Annotated in this window: 14 protein-coding genes; 6 read left to right on the forward strand and 8 right to left on the reverse strand. The window is 71.5% G+C overall.

The annotated features are described in order from the left end of the window. Positions 1-238: 238 nt before the first annotated feature. The 3 genes from RM479_RS02835 to RM479_RS02845 form a co-directional block, all read right to left on the reverse strand. On the reverse strand, positions 239-1,126 hold the full coding sequence (locus RM479_RS02835; RefSeq protein WP_311510127.1) for a hypothetical protein: 888 nt from the start codon (positions 1,124-1,126) through the stop codon (positions 239-241). A gap of 708 nt (positions 1,127-1,834) precedes the next feature. After that, complete coding sequence (kynU, locus tag RM479_RS02840) at positions 1,835-3,073, reverse strand: kynureninase (RefSeq protein ID WP_311510128.1); 1,239 nt, start codon at positions 3,071-3,073, stop codon at positions 1,835-1,837. Positions 3,074-3,145: 72 nt separating this feature from the next. Beyond that, a complete protein-coding gene (locus RM479_RS02845; RefSeq protein WP_311510129.1) occupies positions 3,146-4,054 on the reverse strand; it encodes a tryptophan 2,3-dioxygenase in 909 nt (302 codons plus the stop codon). Positions 4,055-4,258: 204 nt separating this feature from the next. On the opposite strand from RM479_RS02845, the gene RM479_RS02850 reads away from it, so the two are divergent. Continuing rightward, entirely contained in the window at positions 4,259-4,726 is a 468-nt protein-coding gene (locus RM479_RS02850; protein WP_311510130.1) for an Lrp/AsnC family transcriptional regulator, read from the forward strand. Then, complete coding sequence (locus RM479_RS02855) at positions 4,723-5,034, forward strand: DUF4031 domain-containing protein (RefSeq protein WP_311510131.1); 312 nt, start codon at positions 4,723-4,725, stop codon at positions 5,032-5,034. Before RM479_RS02850 ends, RM479_RS02855 begins: the two co-directional genes overlap by 4 nt. A 9-nt stretch (positions 5,035-5,043) precedes the next feature. Here RM479_RS02855 and RM479_RS02860 read toward each other — a convergent pair whose 3' ends face one another. The 3 genes from RM479_RS02860 to RM479_RS02870 all read right to left on the reverse strand — a co-directional run bounded on the left by RM479_RS02860 (position 5,044) and on the right by RM479_RS02870 (position 8,209). Next, positions 5,044-5,706: an HD domain-containing protein gene (locus tag RM479_RS02860; RefSeq protein ID WP_311510132.1), complete on the reverse strand. Its 663-nt coding sequence runs from the start codon at positions 5,704-5,706 to the stop codon at positions 5,044-5,046. A gap of 156 nt (positions 5,707-5,862) precedes the next feature. After that, positions 5,863-6,522 carry a response regulator transcription factor gene (locus RM479_RS02865; RefSeq protein ID WP_311510133.1) on the reverse strand — a complete coding sequence of 220 codons (660 nt, stop codon included), beginning with the start codon at positions 6,520-6,522 and terminating at the stop codon, positions 5,863-5,865. A gap of 55 nt (positions 6,523-6,577) precedes the next feature. Then, positions 6,578-8,209, reverse strand: a complete 1,632-nt coding sequence (locus RM479_RS02870) for a sensor histidine kinase (RefSeq protein WP_311510134.1) — start codon at positions 8,207-8,209, stop codon at positions 6,578-6,580. A 254-nt stretch (positions 8,210-8,463) separates the two neighbouring features. Between RM479_RS02870 and RM479_RS02875 the strand changes: the two genes are divergently transcribed. Together RM479_RS02875 and RM479_RS02880 are read left to right on the forward strand one after the other, a co-directional pair. Continuing rightward, complete coding sequence (locus tag RM479_RS02875; protein WP_311510135.1) at positions 8,464-9,753, forward strand: MFS transporter; 1,290 nt, start codon at positions 8,464-8,466, stop codon at positions 9,751-9,753. 65 nt (positions 9,754-9,818) lie between these two features. Continuing rightward, entirely contained in the window at positions 9,819-10,271 is a 453-nt protein-coding gene (locus RM479_RS02880) for a VOC family protein (protein ID WP_311510136.1), read from the forward strand. A 50-nt stretch (positions 10,272-10,321) separates the two neighbouring features. Here the strand turns inward: RM479_RS02880 and RM479_RS02885 are convergent, their stop codons facing one another. Continuing rightward, positions 10,322-11,095 (reverse strand): DeoR/GlpR family DNA-binding transcription regulator, encoded by a 774-nt coding sequence (locus RM479_RS02885; protein WP_274807719.1) that lies wholly within the window; start codon positions 11,093-11,095, stop codon positions 10,322-10,324. A gap of 241 nt (positions 11,096-11,336) precedes the next feature. On the opposite strand from RM479_RS02885, the gene RM479_RS02890 reads away from it, so the two are divergent. Next, positions 11,337-12,056, forward strand: coding sequence for a glycerophosphodiester phosphodiesterase (locus RM479_RS02890; RefSeq protein WP_311510137.1), 720 nt, complete (start codon positions 11,337-11,339; stop codon positions 12,054-12,056). 246 nt (positions 12,057-12,302) lie between these two features. Beyond that, on the forward strand, positions 12,303-12,923 hold the full coding sequence (locus RM479_RS02895) for a TetR/AcrR family transcriptional regulator (protein ID WP_311510138.1): 621 nt from the start codon (positions 12,303-12,305) through the stop codon (positions 12,921-12,923). Here RM479_RS02895 and RM479_RS02900 read toward each other — a convergent pair. Continuing rightward, positions 12,892-14,841, reverse strand: coding sequence for an SGNH/GDSL hydrolase family protein (locus RM479_RS02900; protein WP_311510139.1), 1,950 nt, complete (start codon positions 14,839-14,841; stop codon positions 12,892-12,894). The genes RM479_RS02895 and RM479_RS02900 overlap by 32 nt on opposite strands. Between the last annotated feature and the right edge of the window lie 325 nt (positions 14,842-15,166).

Below are 15,166 nucleotides of genomic sequence, written 5' to 3' on the forward strand. Positions count from 1 at the left end.
GGGCGCGGCATCGGTTCGGGGACGGTACGACCGTCTCCGCGGGACGGGCGGGGCGCGTCGGTCAACGGCGATCGGCGCACCCCGCCCGTCTCCGGGCGCGACGAAGGGCCGTGGTCTCACGACCACGGCCCTTCTCGGCCTATCGGGTTCACGTGCCCCGGGGAGCCATGTCCCCTCGCGGTGACACCTGGCTTCTCGGGCTCCCCGTACTCACGGGGACCCGATGGGCCGGGCTCGTCTAGCCCTGACGGCCACGCAGGCGGTCGAACAGGGAGCCCAGGCTGTGACGGCCGTTGCTCTCGGCGGCCAGGCCGCGGCTCTCACCGGAGGAGCCGGCGTGGGCGCCGGAGGGACGACGGGTCCAGGCGAAGAACAGGGCGATGAGAATGGCCGGGATGATGGCCAGGGCCAGCAGGCCGGTCCCGCCCAGGACGCCGTCGCCGGCACCGGTGAGCTGGACGCCGGAGAGGTCGTTGGCGGCCGTCTCGGCGGTCACGCCGGAGTCGTCGTCGCCCTGCTCGGCGGCGGCCTGCTCCTCGGCCTCCTTCGCCTCCTGCTCCTCCTGCTCCTTCTTCTCCTGCTCCTTCTTCTCCTCTTCGGCCTTCTGCTCGGCCTTCTCCTGCTCCTTCTTCTCCTTCTCGGCCTTCTCCTCGTCCTCCTTCTTCTGGAGGACCTCCTCGGGGATCGGCGAGACGGCGTCGTCGCACGTGTTCCCGGGCTGCTGGAAGGGGTGCGGGGCGCCCTCGGTCCCGTGGCCCTCGCCCCACTCCGTGATGAAGTATTCGACGTCGTAGAGGTGACCGTTGCCACCGCTCACGGTGTAGCTCTGGTCGTTCCAGCTTTCGCCGGTCAGTTCGGCGAAGGTCTTGCCGTCCATGTCCAGGAGGACGTCACAGTCGTGGGAGGGGACGCCGGGGCCGCGGTCACCGATGAAGAACTCGGCTTTCTGCCCCTCGTAAACGACGTAACCTTCGGTGCCCAAAGGCCAACTCGGGCTGGAGAAAAGGCCCTTCTGCATGGGCTCTCCGCTTGCGGGAGCGCCCGTGTCACCGTTGATACCGGAACCATCGTCCCAGAAGTAGGTCGCGGTGACTTTGCCGTACTGAATGGGAGTGTCGTTGCTCATGAGGTATTAGCCAGGTAGACGACGGGGCCGAGAAGACCAGGGCACGTCGCAGCAGCTCACAGGCGTGCTGATGCACGTCTGGAACAGGGCGTCATGACAGGGGTTTCCCACCGTCGGAATCGGTGGGCGGGAATCGGAAAGCGCCGATGGACTTCGGCGGTCCGTGGGGCCGGCTCATGGATGCGGGCGGCCTTGATTCCCGGAAAGGGTCTCGATTCCCTCGCGGCTCACAGGCCGGTCAAGGGCTCGGCATCGTTTCGCATGGAAAGCCATAACGAAGCGATCACGAAGGACACTAACCCACGCTTGGGCAAAGTACGCAAGGATTCCAGGTAAAATAACGTTGCGTGTCCGGCCGGGTACGATGTGAATCAATGTCCGATCGCCCCTGATAACACGAGAACCCCTGCACGGCAGGGGTTCCGGGACCGACCGAGGACGGTGGTCGGGCCCTTTCCGTGGTTCGCGTCACGGGCTTTTCACGACACTCGAAAAGCGGGAGAACGGTGTCAGGGGACCGGATACGCGCCGGTAGGTCACGATGGGGCGCCCTGCACCGACACGGACACGGAACGGATCATCGTGGTCAAGGCCACGCAATCCAGGGCCTTCGGAGCGGTCTGCCGCGTGCCGGGTGTTCCGGGGCCCGGACGCGGAGGACCCCCGGGAGGCTCGGCCTCCCGGGGGTCGGGGATCGGGGATCGGGGGTCAGGTCACCCCACCGCGTCGGGCGAAGCGATCGTCACGCCACTCCCCCGACCGGACCACCTCGTGCAGCGCCTCCGTGGCGTCCCAGACGTCCACGTGGCGCAGGTACAACGGGGTGAATCCGAACCGCATGACGTTCGGGGCCCGGAAGTCGCCGATGACGCCCCGCTCGATGAGCGCGCGCACGATCGGGTATCCGGCGCCCTCCTCCGGTTCGACCAGGGCCACCTGGCTGCCGCGGCGGGCGTGCTCGTTCGGGGTGACCGAGGAGATCCCCACCTCGGCGGCGCGGGCCAGGAACAGATCGGTCATGGTGAGGCTCTTGGCGCGCACGAGCGACAGGTCGGCCTTGGCCCACACGTCCAGGCTCGCCTCCAGCGCGGCGTCGGCGACCAGCGGCTGCGACCCGCTGAGAAAGCGCGACACCCCCGGGGCGGGCTCGTAGTCGCCGGTGAAGTCGAACGGTCGGGCGTGCCCGTGCCAGCCGCTGAGCGGCTGGCTCGCCGTGGCGTGGTGCCGGCGGGCCGCGTACAGGAACGCGGGGGCGCCGGGCCCGGCGTTGAGGTACTTGTAGGTGCAGCCGACCGCGAAGTCGGCCCCGCTGTCGGACAGCTCGACCGGTACCGCGCCGACGCTGTGGCACAGGTCCCAGATCACCAGGGCACCGTGCTCGTGGGCCAGCCGGGTGAGGGCGGGCATGTCGCGCAGCGTCCCGGTGCGGTAGTCCACGTGGCTGAGCAGCACCACGGCCACGTCTCCGGCGGACAGGGCCCGCTCCAGCTCCGGGCCGTCGGGATCCACCCGGCGCTGGACGGCGCCGGCGAGGGCGACCGCGCCCTCGGCGATGTACAGGTCCGTGGGGAAGTTGCCCGTCTCGCCGAGCACGACGGAGCGGTCGGACAGACCCAGCGCCGCGATGAGGCACTTGAACAGGTTCGCGGAGGTCCCGTCGCCGACGATCACCTCGTCCGCGTCGGCTCCGACCAGGGGTGCGACCTTGGCGCCCAGGGTGCGGGGCTTGTCCCACCACCCGGCGTCGTTCCAGCTGCGGATGAGGTCCTGTCCCCATTCGCGTTCGATCATGTCGGCCACCCGGCCCGGGGTGGCGCGCGGCAGCGCGCCGAGGGAGTTCCCGTCCAGGTAGATCACACCCTCGGGGAGGACGAACTCGTCGCGCAGCGGTGCGAGGGGGTCGGCGGCGTCGAGGGCGACGCACTCCTCACGGGTGGTGGGTGTCATCGGTGTCCTGCTTCCTGCTCACGGTGATTCGATGTCGGTCGCGCCCGGCGGCCCACGGCCGCCCGGGGCCGTCTAGAGGATGCCGCGCAGCGACCACAGTTCGGGGAAGACGTCCTTCTCCACGTTGCGGGCCAGCCAGGTGAGGCCGTTGGAACCACCGCTGCCGGGCTTGCCGCCCATGGTGCGCTTGACCGCCATGAGGTGCAGGTGACGCCAGCGCGTCACGCGCTCGGCGACGTCCACCAGCGCCTCGGCCAGCAGGAACAGGTCGTTGCCGGGACGATCGTCGGCGTAGACCGCCGCCCAGACCGACTCGACGCGCCCGTCGGGCTCGTACTCCAGGGTCCAGTCGCGCTCGACGGCCTCGCCGGGAACGGGCAGGCCGCGCCGGTGCAGCAGGCGCAGCGCCGCGTCGTACAGGCTCGGCCGCTCCAGGAGTTCCCTGAGCTCGTCCGCGACACCGCTCATGCCCTTGTGCGGACGGATCATGGCGGCGGACTTGTTCCCCAGCACGAATTCGAGCTTGCGGTACCCGTAGGACTGGAACCCCGACGCCTCGCCGAAGGAGTCGCGGAAACGGTTGAACTGGGTGGGGGTCATGTCCCCGAGCAGCCGCCAGGAGTCGTTGAGGACGTCCTGGGCGGCGGCGGACCGACGCAGCCAGGCCAGCGCGCCGGGCACGTCGTCGGCCTCCAGGGCGTCGCGGGCGGCCTCCCAGCGCTCTTGGACCAGGACGAACAGCAGCTCCATGACCTGGGTGGCGATGATGAACGTCGTCTCGGCGGGTTCGTCCGTGCGCGGGTTCTGCAAGCGCAGCAGGGTGTCGATCCCCGCGTAGTCGACGTAGGGGGTGTTGCGGTCGAAGGCCAGGGTGGGCTCGCCTCCGTTGCCCTGCGCCCGCCGGGCACGCGCCTCGGCGTCGGTGCCCTCGACATCGGCGGCGATGTACGGGCACTGCTGGGCGGACGTCGTGGTGAGCATGGGAACAACCCCTCGTGGTACCGCGCGGAACGTGTCGTGCACGCACACGAGGCCGTTCGCGAGGTCCCCCGTCACAACACCGTGTACGTGAGCACACATGATCGAACAGAACACCCGGAAAGGGAATGGACGGTGGCCTCCCACAGGGGTCGAAGACCTGGTATTCATAACATGTCAGGCCTTCAGACCTTGGGATCGCAAAGTATGGCTTCACGACCGCCGACGGCCTTGGACGGCGTCGACCAGCGGATTCTCTCCGAGCTCCAGCGGGACGGCCGCCTGTCCTTCAACGAGCTGTCCCGTCGCGTCAACCTGTCGGCGCCCGCCGTGGCCGACCGGGTGCGCCGACTCACCGACCGCGGTGTGATCACCGGCTACCACGCGCACGTGGACCCGGCCGCCGCCGGGCTGCCCGTGACCGCGCTGGTGCGCATGCAGTGTTTCGGGGCGCACTGCCTGCTGCGCGAACCGGGGTCGCTGCGTCTCCCCGAGATCCTCCAGGTCCACCGGGTGACCGGGGACGACTGTTGCGTCCTGCTCATCGCGGTGCGCTCCATGGAGCACTTCGAGGAGGTCATCGACACCCTGGCCGCCCACGGTCGCCCCTCCAGCACGATGATCCTGTCCAGCCCGGTGCCCTGGCGCCCGGTCGACGCCCCGGAGACCCCATGAGCGTGCTCATCGACAGCCCGATCTGGCCCGGCCCGCGCGGATGGTCGTTCGCGCACCTGGTCAGCGACAGCTCCTACGCGGAACTGCACGACTTCGCCCGGGTGCTCGGGGTGCCCGAACGGGCCTTCGACCGCGATCACTACGACGTGCCCGAGCACCTGCACGCCCGGGCCCTGGAACTGGGCGCGGAGCACGTGAGCGGACGCGAGCTGGTGGCCCGGTTGAGGGCCTCGGGCCTGCGGCGGCCACGCCGCCGCGACCGCGGGACGGCCGAGCGCGGCGGCGACGGAGCGGTCCGAGGGGTGTAGCGGGCCGGGTCAGAACGGTGGCGGGGCGACCCGCTCGCCCCGGGTCAGACGGTCCAGCTCGGCGAGCATGTTGACCCGTGCCCGTGCCTCCCAGTGGATCCGTCCGAACTCGGTGTGGAACGTGTGCGGGGCGTTCAGCATGGCGCGCAGCACCCGGACGCGACCGACCCGGAACTCCTCGTCGGGGTAGCGGCGGTACTCCGCGCGGACCGCGGTGGCGTAGGCCAGGTACTCGTCCGGCGGGGCCGCCAGGATCGACAGATCGGCGTCGGAGAGCACCTGCCCGTCGGCGTCGCCGTCGTCGGGATCGTGGGTCTTGGTCAGCAGCACCAGCCGGGCCACCTCCTCGACGCGTTCCTTCGGCAGGCCCATCATGAGGAGCAGGCCGCGGGCCAGCTCGGCGCTCTCGTCCTCGTCCCGCCCGGGTTCGGTCTCGTAGACCGCGTCGTGGAACCAGACGGCGTAGCGGACCGTGTCGGCCGAGTCCGCCTCGTCGGTCAGGACCTCGACCGCGCGCAGCGTCGACCACAGGTGGGCGAGGGTGTGATAGCGCCGATGGGGTTCGCCCCACCGCAGGAGGAGTTCGGCGCCCACGGCCCTGGCCTCGGGAGAGGTCCCCGCCAGGTGCTCCCAGGAGGCACGGAGCAGGGCCTCCTCTTCCTCGTCGGGCATCCGTTCCCCTTCGTCCGTGTCCCCTCGCACGCGCGCGGCCCGTCCGTACCCGGTCGAGGTCGCCGGGGACGAGGTCGGTGCACGCGCGCGGCCCCTCCCGGTCCTGCCTACCCGTGCCGCGCGGTTCGACTCCCGCGGAGGTGTCGGCGGCCCGGGTCAGCTCCCGTCGGCGGTCAGGCCCGCCTCGTAGGCGAGGATGGCCGCCTGGACCCGGTTGCGCAGCCCCAGACGGTTGAGGATCGCGCTGACGTAGCTCTTGACCGTGCCCTCGACCAGGAAGAGGCGGTCGGCGATGTCGGCGTTGGACAGCCCCGCGCCGACCAGGGCCAGCACGTCCCGTTCCCGCTGGGTGAGCTGTTCGACCCGGACCGCCGCGGCGGCCTCACGGGCCGGGCGACCTCCCCCGAACCGATCGATCACCTGGCGGGCGACCCGGGGTGACAGGTAGGCCCCGCCGTCGGCGACCGCCCGCACACCCGTGATCAGCTCGCGCGGATCGCCCGCCTTGAGCAGGAACCCGGAGGCCCCCTCGGCCAGTGCCCGGGAGATGTAGCCGTCCTCGCCGAAGGTGGTGAGGACGACCACCGCCGTGGCCGGGGCCGAGCGTCGCATCTCCGCCACGGCGGCCAACCCGTCCATCCGGGGCATGCGGATGTCGACCAGGGCCACGTCCGGTCGGTGGGAGACCGCCAGGTCCACCGCCTCCCGGCCGTCGGAGGCCTCGGCGACCACCTCGATCCCCGGATCGCTCTGCACGATGGCCCGCACCCCGGCGCGGATCATCGCCTCGTCGTCGGCGATCAGCACCCTGATCACGGCCGTGGCCTCCTCGGTGTCGGTGGTCGTCGCGGATGGTGGGAAACGGGCGGGCTCACCGTATCGGGGCCTCTCCCTTGCTGGACAACCGTCCCTCGGTGAAGCACAGCTGATAGAAGACCGTCTCCTCGTCGAAGAGCCCGGAACCGCTGCGGTAGTAGTTGCACACGGCCCCCTCGGGGACCGCGTCCTCGGCCAGGTCCCGGGCGTCGAACGGCACCGAGAGCGGGGGCAGCGCCTTCTCGACCCGGCTCTGCGGGGTGCCGGGACGCAACCGGTCGAACTCCTCGGGGGTGAGGGTGCTCTCCTCCATCTCGGTGATGATCGTCCAGGAGACGAAGAACACCAGCACCGCGACCATCACGGCGGGGGCCGCGATCAACGCCGACCAGCCGCCGCGGAAGCGGCGTCGGGCCTCCCGCTGGAGCCGGTCGATGGCGGTCTCCTCCTCGTCCTCCTCCTCGTCCGGGAGCGCCTCGCCGCCGCGCACCGGCAGGACGGCGCACACCTCCCAGGCGCCGTCGCCGGTGGGCCCCGCGGCGAAGACCCCGCCGACCAGGCGGACCCGCTCGCGCAACCCGATGAGGCCGCGTCGGCCGCCGATCCCGGCACCCGGGTCCACCCCCTCCGTCCCGGGGACGGGGTTGACGGCGCGCACCTCCAGGTGTTCCCCGTCGGTGGCGATGGAGACGGCCACCTCCGCGCCCGGGGCGTGGCGGGTGGCGTTGGTGAGCGACTCCTGGAGGACCCGGTGGACCGCCCGGCCCACCATGGGCGGCAGGTGGGCCGTGTCGCCGTCACGGACCAGGGTGATCCGCATCCCGGAGTCGCGGGCGCGCTCGACCAGGTCGATGACGTCCTCCCCGTTGGGGGCGATGGGATCGGGTTCGGCGTCGGTGCGCAGCACGCCGATGATCTCTCGCAGGTGCGTGGTGGCGGTGACCGCCGTGGCGCGCAGTTCGGCGACCGCCTCCCGGTGCCGCTCCCCCAGTTCGGGATCGACCTCCAGGGCACCGGCCCGCAGCGCGATGAGGCTGAGTTCGTGGCCGAGGGAGTCGTGCATGTCCTGGGCGATCCGCGAGCGCTCCCGGATCCGGGTCTGGTCGGCGACGAGCCGGTGCTCGCGGCGCAGTTGCCGGGCGTGCTCCCACCCGGCGGTGGACAGCTCCACGTGCTGGCGTCGGTACACGCCGATCAGCCAGGGCAGGGCCACCGTGAGGACCAGACCGGCGAGCGCCATGGACCACAGGCCGGGGTCGACGGCGCCCCCGATCAGGGGCACCGCCCCCACCACCAGGGCCACCCCGGCCAGGACGAGGGCGGGACGCACGGTGGGCATGCGCCGACCCGTGAGGTAGGCGACGCACAGGAGCAGCGGTCCCGCGCCGTAGACCTGGAACGAGGCGATCACGACCACGACCAGGGCGACCAGGGGGTAGGGGCGGGCGAGCCCGACCACCACGACGACCATCACGACGGAACCGACGCCCCATCCGAGGGCCTCGCCCGGGGCGAGCCCCCCGGTCAGGGCGCGCAGGACCATCTCCCCGACGCACAGCAGCGCCATGGACAGGCCCAGGGCCGCGTCGCCCAGGACGGCGCCCCGGGTGGGCGGTCCGGGCAACGGTCGCAGCGCGCGCCCCAGGGCGCGACGCGCGCGGACGGCCCGGGTTCGGATGGGTTCCATGGAACCGAAAGCTATCGACCCCGACCGGGGTCCCGACACCGACGAAAGTCAGGGGGTGCTCCGCCTCTCGACGGACCCCGTCCCGGCCCGTGTCCAGGCCCCGGCCTCCCGACCCCCGGAACCCACCCCCGCGAGGGGCCTATCATGGGATGAATTGCGGTCCCCTTCCGTGGTCCCCCTCGTCGCGTCGTGCCGGAACCCGGAAAGCGCCGACGACGAGCGCGCGGGACGGGTACCACGAAAGGGGCGGACGCATGTCGCCACTGGAGACACTGCGCCGGATGCACGACCTGGCCGGATGGCCACTGCTCTCGGCCACGTTCCTGGCCCGGTTGCCGCTCTCGATGTCCCTCATCGGCCTGCTCACCCTCGTCACCGGGACGACCGGCAGCGTGGCCGCGGCAGGCGCGGTGAGCGGCGCCTTCGCGCTGGGCGGGGCCGTCGGCGGCCCCGTCATCGCCCGCTTCGCCGACCGGCACGGGCAACGCCTCCCCGTCCTGGTGATGTCACTGGCCGACGCCGTCCTCATCGCCCTGCTCGTGGCCGCCGTCCTCGCCGGGTACGACCTTCCGGCACTGGCCGCGCTGGCCGCCCTGGCGGGCATGTGCCTGCCCCAGATCGCGCCCATGGCACGGACCCGCTGGGTGGTGCTCATCCGCGACCGGGGCGACCGGGGCGCGGAGCGGGAGCGTTCGCTGGCCGCCGCCATGTCGGTGGAGGGCGTCCTCGACGAGGCCGCCTTCGTCCTGGGCCCGGCCCTGGTGGGGATCCTCACCGTGCTGGTCTCCCCCACCGCGAGCGTGCTGAGCGCCTCCGTCCTCATCGGCGTGTTCGGGACCGTGTTCGCCCTGCACCCCACCGCGCCGCCCGGGGCCGCGCCGGCGCGCGGCCGAGGCGAGCGGATCGCCGTGCCCGCCCTCGTGGTGCTGGCGGTGCCCATGTTCTGCCAAGGGTTGTTCTTCGGCGGCATGTCGACCGGGGTGACGGCGTTCGCCACCGCCTCGGGACACGGGGACCTGTCGGGACTGATGTACGCGGTGATGGGCGCCAGCAGCGCCGTCGCCGGGCTGTTGATGGCGTCCCTGCCGGTGGGCGTCGCGCTCACCACCCGCACCCGGATCGCGGCGGGGGCGCTGTTCGCGTTCTCCCTGCCGTTGTACCTGGCGCACGACGCCCTCGTCCTGGCCGTGACGGTGTTCGTGTTGGGCGCGGCGGTCGGACCGCACCTGGTCAGCCTGTTCGCGCTGGTGGAGCGGGCGGCCCCGGCCAGTCGGCTGTCACAGTCGATGGCCGTCGTGCTGAGCAGCCTCATCCTGGGTCAGGCCCTGGGTTCGGCGGTCGCGGGCTCCCTCGCCGACGCGCACGGCCATCAGGGCGCGTTCGCCCTGGCCACGGTGGGCGGACTGGTCTCCCTGGCGGTGTCGGTGCTGGTCATGCGGACCCGCTGGTACGACCGACGTCCGGGGTATGAGGAGGAGCGGGTCGGCGAGAGGGCACCGAACACAGGGGAGACCTGGAGTGATACCGGGAACATCCGGCGTTAAACACGCGTTAAGAGGCGGTCACGCGCTTCTTCCCGACCTTAGGCTCGTACATCGTGCTCGGACTCATGACCGCCCTCCATACCCGCCGTTCGAAAGAGGACGACGTGCCCCAGTTGACCGGCCTCGCCCGCATCACCCTGTCGGTGCGCGACCGCGACGAGAGCGTGGCCTTCTACCGTGACCTGCTCGGTTTCAAGGTCCGCCACCGTCGGGACCACGACGGGACCCTGCGGACCGAGTGCCTGCACCCCGCGTCGGGACTGCTGCTGGCCCTGATCCAGCACAAGGACCACTTCAAGAACCGGTTCGACCGCAGGCACTGCGGCCTGGACCGGCTCACCCTCGCCGTCGCCAACCTGGGCGAACTGGAGGCCTGGGAGGAGCGGTTCGCCGAGAAGGACGTGGACCACATGCCGATCGTGCACGGAGAGGACGGGTCCACCCTGCTCTTCTACGACCCCGACGGCACCGAACTGGCCCTGTTCTCCCACGCCGAACCGGACGACGAGGAGACCTGAGGAATCGGGCCCGAGGCGGCCCCGCCCGTCGGGCGGGGCCGTGGCGGGCGTCAGCCCTCGCACTCCACCAGCTTCAGGCGCACGTCGCGCTCGGCCAGCTCGTCCACGGCGGAACGCGGCAACCGGTCGTCGGTGACGATGAGGTCGAACTCCTCCAGGCTGGCCACCCGGAACGTGCCGAACTTCCCGTACTTGGTGCTGTCCACCGTGAGCACGCTCTTGGAGGCGATGCGCAGCAGTTCCTGCTTGGCGATCACCTTGGCCTCCGACGGGGTGGTCGAACCGCGGTCGACGTCCCAGGAACTGCTGGCGATGAACGCCAGGTCCACGTTGACCTGCTTGAGGAACTCGGCGGTGAACCGGCCCACCGAGGAGTGGTCGGAGTGCGAGACCACTCCGCCGGTGTGGATGAGCTCGATCCCCGGGTACTCCATCAGGTGGCCGACGACGTTGAAGTCACTGGTGATGACGGTGAGCCCGACCTTGTCGGTGAGCAGCGGCACCATCTGGAGGGTGGTCGTGCCCGCGTCGAGGTAGATGGTGAAGTTCTCACGCACCAGCTCGGCCGCGGCCCGCGCGATGGACCGCTTGGCGGGCACCTCCAGCTGGGCCTTGGCCAGGTAGGAGGGCTCGCTCTTGAGCCGCGCCGCGAGCCGGACGCCTCCGGTCACCGACAGGACCTTGCCGTCGTTCTCCAGCGCCTGGATATCGCGCCGGACGGTCATGTGGGACACGGACAGCATCGAGGTGAGCTCGTTGATACTCAGCACGTGACGCTCTTGAAGGAGCTTGAGGATGTGCTCTCGTCGCTGGTCCGGAATCATCGTTCGCCTCACAGTCGGGGGCCTGGCCGGGACGCCGTGCGGTCACGACGTCATGTAACAAAGTTTCCCAGTTCACGGCACCCCGGACTGCTGTCCGGCGACGTGAGTCCGCTCGCAATCGCGGGGGAACACGCAGGACACACCGGCGCGCCCCGCTCCTCGGGGGCGTCCCGCCCGGCCGGTTTCGACGTTTTTCCTGTTTACCCCACGTACGCCGGTGGTCTTTGCCACCCTTGACACCATGACGTTGTCCATCGCACTGCGCGGAGACACCGCACGTTTCCCCGGGAACACGCTCCCGGCCCTGCGCTCAGCCTGGCGCGCCGGGGCCGACCTGGTCAAGATCGACGTCCACCTGACCTCGGACGGGTACCCCGTCCTGGTCGACGAACGCACCGTGGCGCCCCCGGGGTCCCCGCCGCGGCCGGTGGCCGATCTGACCCTCGCCGAACTCGCCGGAGCCCGCGACGACGTGGAACGGCGCATCCCGACCCTGATGGAGGTCGTCGCGGAGTTCCGCGACGACGAGGGGCCTCCCCTCCTGCTCGACGCCTGTTCCCCGGAGGCCGCCCTGGCCGCCGACGCGCTGTTGCGCGACCGGGGGACCGCGCGCGTGCTCCACACCGGTTCCACCGAGACCCTGGCCGCCCTGCGCGCCCAGAACCCCGACGCCCGCATCATGCTCGCCTGGGACCAGCCGACCCCGCCCGCGGAGTCGACACTGCGCGGTCTGCGGCCGGCGTTCCTGGGGACGCACCACACCCTTCTCACCCGTGATTCGATCGGGGAAATGCACCGTTTCGGATATTCGGTCGCCGCGTGGACGGTGAACGATTTCTCGGAGATGGCGCGGCTGATGGGAATGGGCGTGGACGCGATCGCCACCGAACGGGTGGACGATCTGGTCCCGCTCACGACCGGACGGATCCAGGGGGGAGTCCAGCCGAACGGGCAGGTCTGAACCGCCTCGACGCACCGTCCGTGCCGCACGTCACCCACGGCGACGGCGTCACGGACGGCGCGTCGAGGCGACATTATGCGCATGGTCCACATGCGAAACGGAACCTCGCCATTCACCATCGAGTTCCGCCGTTCCACCCCTTTCTTCGCGCGATCACGGATATCCTCGAAAGCGATTCACACAAGGAATCCCGAAGCGCGTCGGCGTCCCCTCGGCGACGCGCGCCCGAACGACGAGACACTGCACTTGACGGCCGACACCTCCCCTCACGCACTCCGCGCCACGGCCCCCGTCCTGGACTGTGCCGCGCGGTTGTTCGCCGAGCACGGGTCCCGAGGGCTGCCCATGTCCGATCTGACCCGACGGATCGCGGCACGGACCGGGGCCGACACCGCCGCCCTCAGACGGGCCTTCCCGACCCGTTTCGATCTGATCCACGCCGTGGTCCTGCGGTCGACCCGGGAGTGCGTCGAGGGCCAACTGGCCGCCGACGATCCCGAGTCCCGCGCGGTCGAACGCATGTCGGCGCTGGTCGTACGGCACGTGGAGACGGGATGGCGGCACCGCACCGCCACGGCGCTGGCACACGAGATCCTTCCGGTGCTGCGCGCCGTCCATCCGACACGACACCGGGAGATCGGGACGCTCAACCGCGCCTATCGCGAGCACATCCGGGGGATCGTCGCCGACGGCGTGCTCGAAGGCGTGTTCCACGTGACCGACCCGGGCAGGGCCACCGACGAGGTGCTCGACACCTTCGACTCACTGCTGCACTGGTACCGGCCCGAGGGCGGGCTGAGCCTGGACGACCTGGGCGCCGTCTACGTGGACCTGGTCATCCACCATCATCTGGGGTGTCCCCGCTGACGGGGGGCCGACCGGTCAACAGGTCCAGGTCCACCGACTCGGCCAGGGCGCGCAGGCCCGCGTCCCCGGGGTGGATGTGGTCGCCGGAGTCGTAGGCGGGCAGGAGCCGGGCGGGGTCCTCCGGGTCGCGCAGGACCGCGTCGAAGTCCCACACCCCGTCGAACGGCGAGGAGGCCTCCGAGCCGCGGGAGCGCAGGTGGTCGTTGACGGTTCGGCGGGCGGCGTCCACCCGGGGGGTGCAACGCGCCTCGCCGGCGCACGGGCCGAGCGTCGCCACGAACACCCTCAGCCCCCGGTCCCGGCTCTGGACGGCGAGTTCCTCCAACCCCGCGATGACCTGTTCCGGCGGGGTGCCCCAGCGCAGGTCGTTGATACCGGCGAAGATGACGACCGTCGTCACGCCGCTCTGCCCGAACACGTCCCGCGGGGCACGGTGCAGCAGGGAGACCCCGGAGGCGTTGATCGAGACCCCCTCCCCCGGGTAGGCGTCGCGGACCACGTGATTGCCGGCGATGCCGGCGTTGAGCACCCCGAGGTGGGGCAGGTCGGTCCGCGCGTGCAGACGCGCGGCGAGCACGTCGGGCCAGCGGGCGTGGCCGTCCCGGGTGGAACGGGCCCCGTCGGTGATGGAGTCCCCGAGGGTGACGATCGCTCCGGGGCCGTCGAGGACCTCGACACCGGTGAGGAAGGGCCACTGGTAGAGACGGCCGGTGAACGGGAACCCGGTGGTGTCGAGGGTCTGGTCCCCGCCGCCCGGTTCGCTGAGGTAACCGGTGTCCCCGGCCGCGTAGTGCACAGGCGCGGCGACCACCGGGTCGGGCAGGTACAGGCCGACCAGGGCGTCGGTCTGCGGGGGCAGGAGCATGTCGACGGGATCGCTGAAGACCTGTCCCCCGGCCGGGATGGACACGTCGGGCCGGCCGTCGAAGGTGAGCGGGACGGCCGAGCCGAGGGTCCCCGCCCCGCCGCCGTCGCGCAGGGCGAGGGAGGCGGAGCCGATGGTGACCGGCCCGGCGGCGAAGGTGTTGTCCAGACGGATGCGGACACGGTGGCCGCCGGTGGTGGTGCGCACCGGCAGCCGGAGCGTCTGGTCCTGCCAGGGGCCGACCTCCAGGTAACCGGAGGTGGCCCGGGTCCAGGTACCGGTCCATCCCTCGTCGGCGGCTCGCCCGCCCATGGAGAAGACGTGCAGGTTCCCGGCCTCCACGCGGGGCAGCACGACGTGGGAGATCTCCCGGGTGGGGTCGACGGGCACCGAGCGCGCGTACAGGCGCACCGAGCCCAGCGTGCCGCTGGGACCGCCCTCCTCCCGCGCGTTGGCGTAGGGCAGGACGAGGGCGGCCCCGCCGGCCGGACCGGCCACCCAGTCGGGAGCGGTGAGCGGGAGCGCCGTCCCGGTCCCGTCGGTGTAGACGACCCGCCCGGTCCCGGTGACCGGGGCGCCCCCCGCGCCGGTGGCGGTGAGCAGGAACGTCAGCGACCGGTACCGGCCGTCGAGCCGCACCTCCTGGCCGTCGGCGACGAGGTGGTCGGGACGGCCGGGGGCGTAGTCGGGGAGTTCCAGGGTGGTGCCCAGGAGGGTGATCTCCCGGCCGGGGGTCCACCCCGCGGTGGCCAGGGCCTGGGCGGAGAGGCTGTGGCCCGCGCCGTCCAGGTCGACGTCGGCCTGCGCGGTGTCCCGGGAGACGCCGATCCGGTCGACGAGGCTCGTGAAGGGGCGTCCGGGTGGAGCGGCGGGCGCCTGCGGATCCGGGTCGGCGGGGCGGGCGCCCACGTCCCGGGAGATCACGGCGTGCAGAACGGTCACGAGCACCACCCCCACCAGGATCGCGGCCGCGGTGCGCGTCAGCGCCCCCGCCCAGGTGGTCCGACCGCGCCGTCGCGGGGCGCGGTGGGACCCGCGCTCTCGCTCCCCCATCACACGCCTCTCCGGTCCGTCGGATACACCCGTACTAACGATCCGTCCGACGATGCCGGTTGCAGGGTGGTTCTGAGAGGTGGGACACCACGGCTGGAGGAGACCGGGGCCGGAGCCGGACCGGAGGCCGAGTCTAGACGAGCGGCGTCCCCGGGCAGGGTCACTTCACGCGATCCCCGAGCCCCCGGAGCGCCGCCGACGGACCGCGTCGCGACGCGGCGAACGGGAGCGTGACGCCGCACGAGGAAAAGGACAAAAGACACGGAAACGGTCTCAGGGTTTCCGCGCCTTTCACGGTGAACCGGCGCATAAGTCGTCGCGCCGG

It is taken from the genome of Nocardiopsis lambiniae (assembly GCF_031845465.1).
GTDB lineage: Bacteria > Actinomycetota > Actinomycetes > Streptosporangiales > Streptosporangiaceae > Nocardiopsis > Nocardiopsis lambiniae.